At 71.0% G+C, this 12,102-nt stretch carries 10 protein-coding genes; 1 reads left to right on the forward strand and 9 read right to left on the reverse strand.

Annotation, left to right across the window (positions count from 1 at the left end; genetic code table 11):
- Positions 1-14: 14 nt before the first annotated feature.
- From ElP_RS04845 to ElP_RS04855, 3 genes are read right to left on the reverse strand one after another with little or no spacing between them, the layout of a single operon-like run.
- Entirely contained in the window at positions 15-1,442 is a 1,428-nt protein-coding gene (locus ElP_RS04845; RefSeq protein ID WP_145278228.1) for a DUF1501 domain-containing protein, read from the reverse strand.
- A 29-nt stretch (positions 1,443-1,471) separates the two neighbouring features.
- Positions 1,472-1,723, reverse strand: coding sequence for a hypothetical protein (locus tag ElP_RS04850; protein ID WP_145267558.1), 252 nt, complete (start codon positions 1,721-1,723; stop codon positions 1,472-1,474).
- 28 nt (positions 1,724-1,751) lie between these two features.
- Positions 1,752-4,766 (reverse strand): DUF1553 domain-containing protein, encoded by a 3,015-nt coding sequence (locus ElP_RS04855; RefSeq protein ID WP_197446723.1) that lies wholly within the window; start codon positions 4,764-4,766, stop codon positions 1,752-1,754.
- Between the two features lie 151 nt (positions 4,767-4,917).
- On the opposite strand from ElP_RS04855, the gene ElP_RS04860 reads away from it, so the two are divergent.
- Positions 4,918-7,665, forward strand: a complete 2,748-nt coding sequence (locus ElP_RS04860; protein ID WP_145267559.1) for a bifunctional acetate--CoA ligase family protein/GNAT family N-acetyltransferase — start codon at positions 4,918-4,920, stop codon at positions 7,663-7,665.
- Positions 7,666-7,675: 10 nt separating this feature from the next.
- Here ElP_RS04860 and ElP_RS04865 read toward each other — a convergent pair whose 3' ends face one another.
- From ElP_RS04865 to ElP_RS04890, 6 genes are all read right to left on the reverse strand, one after another.
- Positions 7,676-8,059, reverse strand: a complete 384-nt coding sequence (locus ElP_RS04865) for a VOC family protein (protein WP_145267560.1) — start codon at positions 8,057-8,059, stop codon at positions 7,676-7,678.
- Between the two features lie 182 nt (positions 8,060-8,241).
- A complete protein-coding gene (locus ElP_RS04870) occupies positions 8,242-8,754 on the reverse strand; it encodes an EVE domain-containing protein (protein ID WP_145278231.1) in 513 nt (170 codons plus the stop codon).
- A gap of 146 nt (positions 8,755-8,900) precedes the next feature.
- Entirely contained in the window at positions 8,901-9,827 is a 927-nt protein-coding gene (locus ElP_RS04875) for a hypothetical protein (protein WP_145267561.1), read from the reverse strand.
- 23 nt (positions 9,828-9,850) lie between these two features.
- Positions 9,851-10,315, reverse strand: coding sequence for an ExbD/TolR family protein (locus ElP_RS04880; protein WP_145267562.1), 465 nt, complete (start codon positions 10,313-10,315; stop codon positions 9,851-9,853).
- Positions 10,316-10,384: 69 nt separating this feature from the next.
- Positions 10,385-10,852 carry an ExbD/TolR family protein gene (locus ElP_RS04885; RefSeq protein ID WP_145267563.1) on the reverse strand — a complete coding sequence of 156 codons (468 nt, stop codon included), beginning with the start codon at positions 10,850-10,852 and terminating at the stop codon, positions 10,385-10,387.
- A 54-nt stretch (positions 10,853-10,906) separates the two neighbouring features.
- Positions 10,907-11,821, reverse strand: coding sequence for a MotA/TolQ/ExbB proton channel family protein (locus ElP_RS04890; protein ID WP_145267564.1), 915 nt, complete (start codon positions 11,819-11,821; stop codon positions 10,907-10,909).
- Positions 11,822-12,102 lie beyond the last annotated feature (281 nt).

The raw sequence follows: 12,102 nt of genomic DNA on the forward strand, positions 1-12,102 counted from the left end.
AATCTACCGTGAGTTCAGGCGAGGATCGGGTGGATGACGTGACCGTGCACGTCCGTCAGGCGGCGGTCGATGCCGTCGTGCCGCACGGTGAGCCTCGTGTGATCGATGCCCAGCAGGTGCAAGACGGTGGCGTGGACGTCGTAGCCGTGGGTCACGTGTTCGGCCGCCTTGTACGACCACTCGTCGCTGGCCCCGTGGGTCACGCCGCCCTTGATCCCTCCGCCGGCCAGCCAGGAGGTGAACGTGAACGGGTTGTGGTCGCGACCCTTGCTCCCCTGCGAGCAGGGCATCCGGCCGAACTCGGTCGTCCAGAGGACGATGGTGTCGTCGAGCAGCCCCCGGGCCCTCAGGTCCTTGATCAGGGCGGCGGCGGGCCGGTCCATGCTCGTGCCCATCTCGCCGTGGTCCCGGGCGAGGTCCTCGTGCGAGTCCCAGTTGCGGCGCGGGAAGCCGTTGTCGGCGCCGCTCCAGAGCTGGACGAACCGCACGCCCCGCTCCAGCAGGCGGCGGGCGATCAGGCAATTGCGGCCGAAGTCGGCGGTGATCTCCCGGTCGAGGCCGTAGAGGGCCTTCGTCGCCTCCGTCTCGCCCGACAGGTCGAGCACCTCCGGCGCGCTCAGCTGCAGCCGGGCCGCCAGTTCGTAGGAGGCGATCCTGGCGTCGAGCCGGGAGTCACCCGGCCGTTCCGAGGCGTGTCGGCGGTTCAACCGGGCCAGCAGGTCCCGCCCCTCGGCCTCGGCCGAATCGGTCAGGAACGGCTCGTCGGGCGGGAACAGGTCGCGGATGGGGCGGGGGTCGGCGGGCCGGATCGTCGTGCCCTGGTGCTCGGCCGGCAGGAAACCGGCCCCCCAGTTCGCGGGGCCGTTTGGGGCGTAGCCCCGGGAGTCGGGCAGGACGACGAAGGTCGGCAGGTTCTCATTCAAGGAGCCGAGCCCGTAGGAGGCCCACGACCCGACGCTGGGGAAGCCCGGCATCACGAACCCGGTCGCCTGGAGGAACGTGGCCGGGCCGTGGACGTTCGAGGTCGACACCATGGCCGGAAGGAAGGCGATCTCGTCGACGCAGGTCGCCAGGTGGGGGAGCAAGTCGCTGACCCAGGCGCCGCATTCGCCGTGTTGCCGCCACGGCCAGGGGCTCGCCATGACGGCCCCGGGGTCGCTCTGGAACAGCTCGACCGCGCCGCCCGGGTCGAACGGCGTGCCGTCCTTCGCGATCAGCAGCGGCTTGTAGTCGAAGGTGTCGCACTGGCTGGCGGCGCCGGACATGAAGAGCTGCACGACGCGCTTCGCCTTCGCTGGGTGGTGCAGCCCGCCGTCGAAGTCGCCCTTCGGAAGAGTCGCGGCCCCATCTTCGGCCCGCAGGCCCTCGACGCCCAGCATGTGGGCCAGGGCGATCCCTCCCAGTCCCCCCCCCGCCCGCCAGAGCATTTCGCGGCGATCCATCATCCCGAGATCCTCCGAAGTCGATGCGATCAAGGAGAGACGAGGAGGCCGACGACGACGCCGAGGCAGAGCAGGCCGAGGGTCCCGGCCACGAGGACGTCCCAGGGCGGCGGGACGTAGAAGGCGGCGATCCCCGCCAGCAGCGCGACCAGCCCGAGGAAGGCGAAGAAGGTCACCTCCGGGAAGGAGACCCACGCGGCGAAGTCGACCGCGAACAGTCCGACCACGACCAGGAGTTCCCGAACCGTCGCCGGTCGTTTCCGGGCCCGATCCCCGAGCATGGTCCGATCCCCGAATCGGCGAGGGAGGTCAATCGACGAAGGCGAACTCGTTGAGGTTCAGGACCAGTCGGCATGCCGCCTCGAGCCCGTGCTCCCCGGCGTAGTTCGCCAGCGCCGAACGCTCCTCCTCGCCCGGGGATCGGCCGAGGGCCAGGCGATAGGCGGCATCGATCCGCCCCCCGGTGCCCCGGGCCATCCCCGAGATCCGGGCGGCGAGGTCCTTGGCCCGGGCGATCATGAACGGGTCGTTGAGCAGGGCGAGCGACTGGAGCGCGGTGATCGTCTCGTTGCGCACCGGGACGTTGATGTTCGGGTCGGCGCCGTCGAGGCACTCGAGGAACGGGTCGGGGACGCTGCGGACGGCGAAGCGGTAGATCGCCCGCCGTCGGCCCTCCGGCGGGTCGATCCAGGCGGGGTCGTCATGGTCGTAGATCGGCGAGTGATCGTCCTCGAAGCGGAAGAGGGCGAAGCCGGGACCCCCCATCGACTCGTCGAGCGCGCCGGAGACGAACAGGGCGGCGTCCCGGATTTCCTCCGCCTCCAGGCGACGGCGATTCTGCCGCCAGAGGAGGCGATTGCCGGAGTCGACCCGGGCATCGGCCGCGTCGTGCCGGGACGATTGCCGGTACGTGCCGCTGGTGACGATCAGCCGGTCCAGCTCCTTGAGCGAACCGCCCGAGTCCCGGAACTCGACGGCGAGCCAGTCGAGCAACTCCGGGTGCGAGGGCGTCGACCCGTTGCGGCCGAAGTCGCTGGGGGTGTCCACCAGGCCGACGCCGAACCGGTCCTGCCAGGCCCGGTTGACGATCGACCGCCAGGTGAGCGGGTTGTCCGGGTGGGCGATCCACTCGGCCAGTGCGGCGCGGCGGGCACCCTCGTCCTCGGTTTCGTCGAAGTCCGGGTCGGGCCCGGGCACGCGGGAGAGGGCGCCGGGCCCGACCTCCTCCCCCGGCTGGGTGACGTCCCCGCGTGCCAGCAGGTGGATGGGGCGGGGGGCGCGGGGCGAGGCGGCGTAGACCAGCGACGGCCCGGGCAACGCGTCGATCGACCGGTCGAGCTCGGCGAGTTCGTCCTCGGCCTTTCCCACCTCGGCGATCGTGTCGGGGTCGACCCTGGAGGCCAGGATCGACCGCCAGCGCGAGGCGTGGTCCCGTCGGGCCGATTGGAGCAACGTCGCCCGGCGATCGATCGCCGAGAGGGTCTCCGGGTCGTCCGGGTCCGCGAGCCGGGTCCGGCTGTCGAAGCCGTCCACCAGATGCGACCGCCCCCATCGGCCGGCCTCGATCGAATCGAGCGACGAGACGGCGGCCCCCCCGGCGACCTCCTCCCCGCCGGAGATCACGAGCAATTCGCCGAGCGCGAACGCGTAGTCGTCCCGGCGTTCCCGGAGCCTCGTCGCGGTGACCCTGACGTACCGTGCCGTTCGGGCGATCCCGTCTTCGGGGGCGATCCGCACCGGGACGTCGCCGGGATTCTCGAACGACCCGCTCGCGTGATCGACGAGCCGATCGGCGTGCCGGAATTCGGGGTCGTCCTCCGAGACCTCGACCCGGAACCCGGCGGGGAAGCCGAATCCCGGCGTGTCCGGGAAGTCGACCGGCCGTGCGGGGATCAGGTAGATCGCAGAGACCGGGACGGCGCGCCCGAGGTCGACCTGGACCCATTTGGTCGTGTCCGGGGTCGTCGCGATGGCGGAGTGATACCCATTGGTCGGGCTCGCCTCGCCGAGGCCCGGGCGGGGGAGCTCGTCGATTTCGAGCAGTCGGGAGGCCAGCTCGGCGACGATCCGGGCCCGATCGGCCCGGGTCCGCTCGTCGATCCGCCGGTTCAGCGTGTCCAGCCGGGCGGCGACCTCGGCGCGGCGTCGCTCGAGTCCCCCCCGACGCTTCGCCGCCTCGACCGACTCGAACGGCCGATCGCCGCGTTCCACGCCCGAGAAGACGGCCTGGAGGCGGTAGTAATCTTGCTGGGGGATCGGGTCGAATTTGTGGTCGTGGCACCGGGCGCAGTGGACGGTGAGGCTGACGAAGGTGGACATGGCGTTGGCGAGCATGTCGTCCCGGTCGATCAGCCGGGTCTTTTGCTTGTCGACGGTCCCCTCGCGCAGCTCGACGTGGCCGACGAAGTCCCAGGGCCCGGCGGCGATGAAGCCGGTGGCGATCACGCCGTCGGGGTCGCCGGGGTCGAGGACGTCGCCGGCGATCTGCTGGCGGACGAATCGCCCGTAGGGGATGTCCTCGTTGAACGACCGGATGACGTAATCGCGGTACGGCCAGGCGTGGGGCCGGCGCTTGTCCTTGTCGTAGCCGTGGGTGTCGGCGAAGTGGACGAGGTCGAGCCAGCGTCGGGCCTTGCGCTCGCCGTATCTCGGGGAGGCCAGGAGCCGGTCGACGAGCCGCTCGAAGGCCCCGGGCCCTCGATCGTCGAGGAAGGCGTCGACCTCCCCCGGGGTCGGCGGTAGTCCGGTCAGGTCGTAGGTCGCGCGGCGGATCAGGGTGCGGCGGTCCGCCTCGGGGCCGGCCGTCAGGCCGTCCTCGTCGAGTCGGCTGAGGATGAAGGCGTCGATCGGATTGCGGACGAGGGTCGGGTCCCGGGGCTCGGGAACTTCGGGCCGGGCCGGGGGGGCGAGCGACCACCAATCGTCGTCGAAGCGGCGATCCCGGAGCGAGGTCCCCGCCGGCCAGGGGGCCCCGTCCAGGACCCATCGGCGGATCGCATCCACCTCGCCGGGCCCCAGGGGATCCCCCTCGGGGGGCATCCGCGGTTCATCGCCCGAGATGGCGTCGAGCAGGGGGCTGAAGGCCGGGGCCTCGGCGTCGAAGGCGGGGCCGTGGATGTCCCCCCCGGCGAGGAGGCCCGACCGGGTCTCGAGCGAGAATCCCCCTTCGGGCCGATCGCCGCCGTGGCAGGACAGGCATCGGGACTCGAGGATCGGCGCGACCCGATCCCGGAACGGGTCGTCCGCCCCCCCCGGCGTGGCCAGTGCGAGCAGCAGCAGCGGCCCGGCGATCATGACTTCAGGCCCCCGGATCGTGACGAACACCCGATCATCGGCACACGACCGACCGTAACCGAGCCGGGTCCGCCACGCAACCGACCCAGGATCGCCCCCGCGTGCGCATCGCCCCACGGGGGCGGATCGACTAGGATACCGTGGGAGGAGTCCCCCGAGGGATCGCCCGGAGGATCGAAGGATGTCGACCCCCGACGACGCCGCCATCACCCCGGCGCACGACGTGCTCCGCTCGACTCGGAGCGACCTCGAACCGATCTTCTCGCCCAGGACCGTCGCGGTGGTCGGCGCGACCGAGGCGGCGGGGAGCGTCGGCCGGACGGTCCTCTGGAACCTGCTGAGCAGCCCCTTCGGCGGCACGGTCTATCCGGTCAACCCGGGGCGGCCGAACGTGCTCGGGGTCAAGGCGTATCCGACCGTCTCGAGCCTCCCCGAGCCGGTGGACCTCGCGGTCATCGCCACGCCGGCGGCGACGGTCCCGGGGGTCGTCGGGGAGTGCGTCGACGCGGGGGTGAAGGGGGCGATCGTCGTCTCGGCCGGCTTCAAGGAGGTCGGGCCGGAGGGGGCGGATCTGGAGCGCCGGGCCCTGGAGCAGGCGAGGCGGGGCCGGATGCGGATCGTCGGGCCGAACTGCCTGGGGGTGATGAACCCGACCACCGGCCTCAACGCCACCTTCGCCGCGGCGATGGCCCGTCCCGGGAACGTGGCCTTCCTGAGCCAGAGCGGGGCGCTCTGCACGGCGGTGCTCGACTGGAGCTTCCAGGACCAGGTGGGGTTCAGCGCCTTCGTCTCGATCGGCTCGATGCTCGACGTCGGCTGGGGTGACCTGATCGACTACCTGGGGGACGACCCGAGGACCCGGGCGATCGTCATCTACATGGAGTCGATCGGCGATGCGCGCCACTTCCTCTCGGCGGCCCGGGAGGTGGCCATGAGCAAGCCGATCATCGTCATCAAGGCCGGCCGGACGGCCGCCGCCGCCGCCGCCGCCGCCTCGCACACCGGGGGCCTGACCGGCAGCGACGAGGTGCTCGACGCCGCGTTCCGGCGCTGCGGCGTCCTGCGAGTGGAGACGATCGCCCACATCTTCAACATGGCCGAGGTGCTCGCCAAGCAGCCCCGGCCCCGGGGCCCCCGGCTGGCGATCCTGACCAACGCCGGGGGGCCGGGTGTGCTGGCGACCGACTCGCTGATCCAGTTCGGGGGCTCGCTCGCCGAACTCTCGCCGGAGACGATCGCGGAATTGGACGGGTTCCTCCCCGACGCCTGGAGCCGCGGCAACCCGGTCGACATCCTCGGCGACGCCGACCCCGACCGCTTCGCCAGGGCGGTCGAGGTCGTCTCGAAGGATCGCAACAGCGACGGGCTGCTTGTGGTCCTCACGCCCCAGGCCATGACCGACCCGACCCGGACGGCCGATCAGCTGAAGATGCACGCGAAGCTCGGCCACAAGCCGATCCTCGCCAGTTGGATGGGCGGCACCCACGTGGCGGCGGGGGTCGACATCCTCAACCGCTCCGGCATCCCGACCTTCACCTACCCCGACACCGCCGCCCGCGCCTTCGCCGCCATGTGGCGCTACAGCGACGCCCTCCGGGGCATCTACGAGACCCCCGCCGAGACCGAGCACGACGGCGAGAGGGGCGTCGATCGCGCCTCGGCCGAGGAGATCGTGAGGGCCGCCCGGAGCTCGGGCCGAACAATCCTGAACGAATACGAGTCGAAGCGGCTGCTCGCCGCCTATGGCATCCCCACGGTGGAGACCGTGGTGGCGACGGATGAGAAGGCCGCGGCGGAGGCGAGCGGCCGGATCGGCTACCCGGTGGTCCTCAAGCTGCACTCCGACGCGATCGCCCACAAGACCGACGTCGGCGGGGTGGTCCTCAACCTGGCCGACGCCGCCGCCGTCCGGGCCGCCTTCCGGTCGATCCGGGAGTCGGCCTCGAAGGCCGGAGTCCCCGGCGACTTCCGGGGCGTGACCGTCCAGCCGATGGTCCGGCCGCCGGACGGGTACGAGCTGATCGTCGGCAGCAGCATCGACCCCCAGTTCGGCCCCGTCCTGCTGTTCGGCACCGGGGGGTCGCTCGTCGAGGTCTTCCGGGATCGCGCCCTCGCCCTGCCGCCGCTGAACACGACGCTGGCCCGGAGGATGATGGAACGGACCCGCATCCTCTCGGCACTGAAGGGGGTCCGGGGCCGGCCGCCGGTCGACCTGGGGGCCCTGGAACGGCTGCTCGTCCGATTCAGCCAGCTGGTCGTCGAGCAGCGGTGGATCCGGGAGATCGACATCAACCCGCTGCTGGCGTCGCACTCGGGGCTGCTCGCGCTGGACGCCCGGGTGATCGTCCATGGGCTGGACGCCCGGGCCGAGGATCTCCCCCGGCCGGCGATCCGCCCCTATCCGTCCCAGTATGTCGAGCCCTTCACGCTCCGAGACGGGACCCGGACGACCATCCGGCCGATCCGGCCCGAGGACGAGCCGCTGCTGATCGCCTTCCACGAGACGCTCTCGGAGCGGAGCGTCTATTCCAGGTACTTCCAGGCGATGAAGCTCAGCACCCGGGTCGCCCACGATCGGCTGACCCGGATCTGCTTCATCGATTACGACCGGGAGATGGCGCTTGTCGTCTCCCGGCGCCCCACCGAGCCGGGGCGTCATGAGATCCTGGCCGTCGGCCGGCTCAGCCGCATCCACGGCGCCGACGCGGCCGAGTTCGCCCTGCTGGTCGCCGACCCGTACCAGGGCCAGGGGCTCGGCGTCGAGCTGCTCCGACGCCTGCTCCGGATCGCCCGGGACGAGGGGCTCCGCCTCGTCACCGCCGAGATGCTCCGCAACAACCGCCCGATGCAGCGCGTCTGCGAGGCGCTCGGCTTCCGGCTCCGCTACGACCCCGACGACGAGGTCGTCCACGCCGAGATCGAACTCTGAGCGGCCCGACTCAGGACACCAGGGGCCTCGGCCGGGAGACGATCTGGAGCCGATTCCCCTCCGGATCCCGGAAGAATGCCGTGGTCATCGCCTCGTTGTCGACGGCGGTTTCCTGCTCGAAGACGACGCCCCGGGCCTCCAGGTCGGTCCGGGCGGCGGCGACGTCCTCGACGATGAAGGCGATGTGGCAGATCCACCTCGTGTCGGCGCCGGGGACCCCCTCCGGCCTGCCGATCAGCTCGACGGCCACGCCGGCGTCGTCGGCCAGGAAGTAGCCGGGGGGGCTGGCCTTGCTGTTGTCGAGGACCACGCGGAGGCCAAAGGCATCGGCATAGAAGTCCTTCAGGGCGTGCGGGTCGGCGGCGAAGAGGGCGACGTGCTCGATGCAGGCCATGAGGGGCATCCTCGTTGAGTGATGAGGGGGCTTCCGGTGGCGGATCGCGGAGGGCGGCATGCGGAGTCCCGAGGCCCACGTGCCGGGCCGCTCGGGCACGCGATCGGCACGTCATCCGTCCCGGGCGAACCGGTCTCCGCCGCCCGGGTTCGACCTCCCGGGATGCGAGGTCCGGCGTCGGCTCAGGCCGGCCGGAGTTTCGTCCTCGCCTTCGACTTCGGCCCGGGGGCGGCGTCGGCGATCAATCCCTCGATGACCGACCAGTGCTCGGGTCCGACCGGCTGGATCGACAGGCGGCTCCCCTTCCGGAGCAGCTCCAGGCCGTCGAGCCGGGGCTCGGCTCGGAGGCGGGGGAGGTCGAGGGGAGGGTCGATCGGCCGGACGGCCCGGATGGTAACCTGGAACCAGGTCGGGTCGTCGGGGTCGCTCTTGGGGTCGTAGTGGTCGGCCTCGGGGTCGAAGGCGGTGGGGTCGGGGTGGGCCTCCCGGACGACCTCGGCGATGCCGGCGATGCCGGGCGGTTTGGCGTTGGAATGGTAGTACAACACGAGGTCGCCACGCCTGACCTGGTCGCGCAGGAAGTTGCGTGCCTGATAGTTGCGGATCCCGTCCCAGCCGGTCGAACGCTCGGGGGAGGCCATCAGGTCGTCGAAGGAGAAGCAATCCGGCTCGGACTTGAACAGCCAGTAGGCCATCGCGCTGGATCCCCGATCGTCCCGGTCCATTCCGCCCTCGCCGACCTTCCCGGCGAGGAAGGCCGGTAGCCTACCATGCGGCGAGCCTTGGCGGGAGTCCAGGAGCAGTGGGGATGCAAGTCCACAGGCGGGGCGGGGACCGTGATTCAGGCCCGATCGTCCCGAGACGATTCGCCCCGGTCGTCGACCGGGGGGCTTCGGAGCCACTCGTCCAGCTCCTCGGGGCTGATCTGGTCGGTTGGAGGGGCGTGGAAACGGCGTTTGGAGCCGGCCCCGAAGAGGGAGCGGGCGGTGGTGGCGGTGCGGACGAACAGATAGACCACCAGCAATGCGACCGGCGCCAGCATCCAGAGCGGCCGGGAGCCGCCGAGGGCCGGTGGCGGGGGGACCGCGTCGGACTCGTCGGGGAGGTACTCGATGCGGCCGATGAGCATCGGGGCCTTGCGGAGCTTATCCCCTGCCTTGTAGGCGAGCAGCTTGAAGAAGTAGCCGTGGAAGATGACGAAGGCGTTCACGTCGTCCCCCGCGGGCAGGCCCTCGGGGGGATCCTCGAAGACGAGCACATAGGGGAATCCCCGGCTGTCTCCGGTGAAGGTCCAGGCCTCGTAGACCCTCCCTCCCGGGGCGAGCGCCCCGGGGAGATCCTCCTGACGTAGGATCAGCCGGGCGGTCCCCTGGAGTCGGATGGGGAGCCCTCGGTAGCGCTCGGGACGCGTGAGCAATTCGGAGAAGACAACGTCGCCCCGCGCCCGGTCCCGGAGTTCGTCCGGGGGTGTCCGGCGGACCCGATCGAGCAACTCGGCATAGGCGGCCGTCTCGGAGAACCGGATCGGCGTCTCGTCCCGGACGGCCCGGAGGGCCGGCGAATCGTCGGGAGGGGGCAGGGGGGAGAGTTCCCCCACACCCCGACCGCCACGCTCCCCGGCGGGTGGGTCGGCGTCCCGACGGCGGGCCTGGGCGATGATCACGATCGTCAGGATCGCCAGCGTCACGAGCGGGACCAGCCGAGCCCGGGCGAGGGGCCGTCGGCCGGTGGCCGGGCCGTCGCGGTCGAGGGGGTCGGGTTGGCTCATCGGCTCCCTCTCGGGCGGGGTCGTCAGCGCATCTGGGTGAAGTTGACCTTGCTCAGGCCAAGGTCGGCGAAGAGGTTGAGGACCTCGACGAGGTGTTCCCAGTGGAGATCCTCGTGGGCCCGGATCAGGGCCTCGTCGAAGCCGTAATCCGGATCGGCGAGCAGGGCCTCCAGCCGGGCCTCCAGCGCCGGCAGATCCTCGAACCGCAACTCCTCCAGCTCGATCCCCGTCAGCTCCCCGGTGCGGTTGGAGAGCAAGGTGACCTGGAATGACCGGATCGCCGGGGGCTCGTCGGAGGGGCTGTCCTCGGGGGGCGGCTCGGGCTCAGGCTGGGCCTGGGGGGTGGTCGGGAGCAGGTTCAGGTCGAACTGGAGCTCCAGCGGCGCGGGCTTGAAGGTCAGGATGAAGAAGGTCAGCAACTGGAACGCCACGTCGAGCATCGGCGTCAGGGGCACTTCGACTTCGGTGGCTTGGCGGCGTCGGGGCATCGTCGGGGCCGCTCCGGGGGGCCAGGGAAAGGGCCGGGCACTGTTCGGCGGTCGGCGCGCCGAGGACGGCTATCGGGCCGGGGCGCTGAGCGCCCGGAGGTCGAACCGGGTGAAGCCGACCTCCTGGCAGGCCCGGATCAGGGCGAAGACGTCGCGGAACGGGGTGGCGCGGTCGGCCCGGAGGATGACGGTCGTCGGCAAGGGCTCCCCGGCCGAGAGTGAGACGCCGGCGGCCTCGGTGTTCAGCCGGGTGAGGTCGGCCTGGAAGCGGATCTCCTTCACCGCCTCGCCGGTGTCCAGCGCCCGGTTGTTGAAGAGGAGGCGGCCCTCGGGGTCGATGTTCAGGACGAGCTTGTCCTCGGTGGCGTCGACGATCGGCCGGGCCGAACCGGCGACCGGGAGCCGGACGCGCTGGTCGTATACTTCCTGGTTGAAGTTGGAGACCATGATGAAGAAGGTCATCAGCTGGAAGACGACGTCGAGCAGGGGCGTCAGGTCCGGCTGATATTTCACGTCGTGCAGGACGGGACGGGCCATGGACGCTCCTCCTGTCGGGGCCTTCGCTCGCTCGCTAGTCGGGGCGGGGCCGGGTCAGGAGGCGGTCCGGGTGACGCCCTGCTGCTGCTTGGCGGCCGCCCAGAAGGCGTTGATCGTGCGGTCGGCGATCTTGGTCGTCTCGGTGGCGATGAAGACGATCCGGTTGCGGAAGAAGGCGAAGAAGAAGATCGCCGGGACGGAGACGATCAGCCCCTCGAAGGTCGTCACCAGCGCCAGCGAGATATTCCCGGCGAGCTTGGTGGGGTCGACCTGCACGCCCTCGACCGTCGCCAGGTCCTGGAAGGCCAGGATCATGCCGAGCACCGTGCCGAGCAGGCCGAGCATCGGGGCGATGGTGCCGATGGTGCCGAGGTAGCTGTTCTTCGACTCCATGTCGACGACCACCTCCTCGGCCGTGGCGTTCATCGCCTCCTTGGCCTCGGTCCGGCCGTTGGGCATGTTGGCCACCCCGGTGCGGACGAGCCGGGCGAGGAACGAGTTGTCCTCCCGGCAGGCGTCGTAGGCCTCCTGGAATTTCTTCTCCCGGATCGCGGCGTCGAGGATGTCGACGAGCTGGGGAGGGACGGCCTCCTTGAGCCGGAACTCCAGGAACAGGCGGATGATCATGGCCACCATGAAGATCGACAGGAAGATGATCAGCAGGCCGATCAGTCCGGACGACTCGATGAACCATTGCAGGCCAGATTTCGTCCGGGTGGGCGTCGCGGCGGTCGTCGAGGCGTCCGAGTCGGCCGGCAGGGCCTCGCGTTCGGGTTCCGGCTCGGGAACGGGGGCGGCCTCGGGGGCGGGGGCCTCCTCCGGCTCCGGGGGGGGCGGGAGGTCCTGCGCCGCGGCGGATGCCGGGGCCAGGAGCAGGGTCGCCGTCGCCACGATCGGTATGACCATCCAGGCCGCCAACAGGAATCGGGGAAGGAGACTGCCCCTCGGGGCGGAGATCGGGGTCGGCATCGATTGCAGTCTCCGTCGGCGGTCGTGTCGGAGTCGACGTCGGGATCGGTTCGGGTCGGCAGACGCCCAATTGCCGGGCGTCCGATGGGGAGGAGGACGCACCTTCGACCCGCCCGGCTGAGGAAGGTCGGCCGGTCGTCATGTCGCCATGTAAGGGTGCCCAAGGGGATTCTCGGATGCCCGGCGCGAGCTGTCAACCGCCGCCCCGGCTTCCCCCTCCTCGCCGCCGGCGGTTCGAACGGGAGGGTCGGGCTGGGGCCCTTCGTCCCGGACCGCCTTCG

Origin of the sequence: Tautonia plasticadhaerens (genome assembly GCF_007752535.1) — a bacterium.
Taxonomy (GTDB): Bacteria; Planctomycetota; Planctomycetia; order Isosphaerales; family Isosphaeraceae; genus Tautonia; species Tautonia plasticadhaerens.

What these genes read in the sequence shown, in the direction of transcription:
- ElP_RS04845 (WP_145278228.1), bottom strand. Translation starts at nt 1,442, where the DNA reads ATGGATCGCCGCGAAATGCTCTGGCGGGCGGGGGGGGGACTGGGAGGG.
- ElP_RS04850 (WP_145267558.1), bottom strand. Translation starts at nt 1,723, where the DNA reads ATGCTCGGGGATCGGGCCCGGAAACGACCGGCGACGGTTCGGGAACTC.
- ElP_RS04860 (WP_145267559.1), top strand. Translation starts at nt 4,918, where the DNA reads ATGTCGACCCCCGACGACGCCGCCATCACCCCGGCGCACGACGTGCTC.
- ElP_RS04865 (WP_145267560.1), bottom strand. Translation starts at nt 8,059, where the DNA reads ATGGCCTGCATCGAGCACGTCGCCCTCTTCGCCGCCGACCCGCACGCC.
- ElP_RS04870 (WP_145278231.1), bottom strand. Translation starts at nt 8,754, where the DNA reads ATGGCCTACTGGCTGTTCAAGTCCGAGCCGGATTGCTTCTCCTTCGAC.
- ElP_RS04875 (WP_145267561.1), bottom strand. Translation starts at nt 9,827, where the DNA reads ATGAGCCAACCCGACCCCCTCGACCGCGACGGCCCGGCCACCGGCCGA.
- ElP_RS04880 (WP_145267562.1), bottom strand. Translation starts at nt 10,315, where the DNA reads ATGCCCCGACGCCGCCAAGCCACCGAAGTCGAAGTGCCCCTGACGCCG.
- ElP_RS04885 (WP_145267563.1), bottom strand. Translation starts at nt 10,852, where the DNA reads ATGGCCCGTCCCGTCCTGCACGACGTGAAATATCAGCCGGACCTGACG.
- ElP_RS04890 (WP_145267564.1), bottom strand. Translation starts at nt 11,821, where the DNA reads ATGCCGACCCCGATCTCCGCCCCGAGGGGCAGTCTCCTTCCCCGATTC.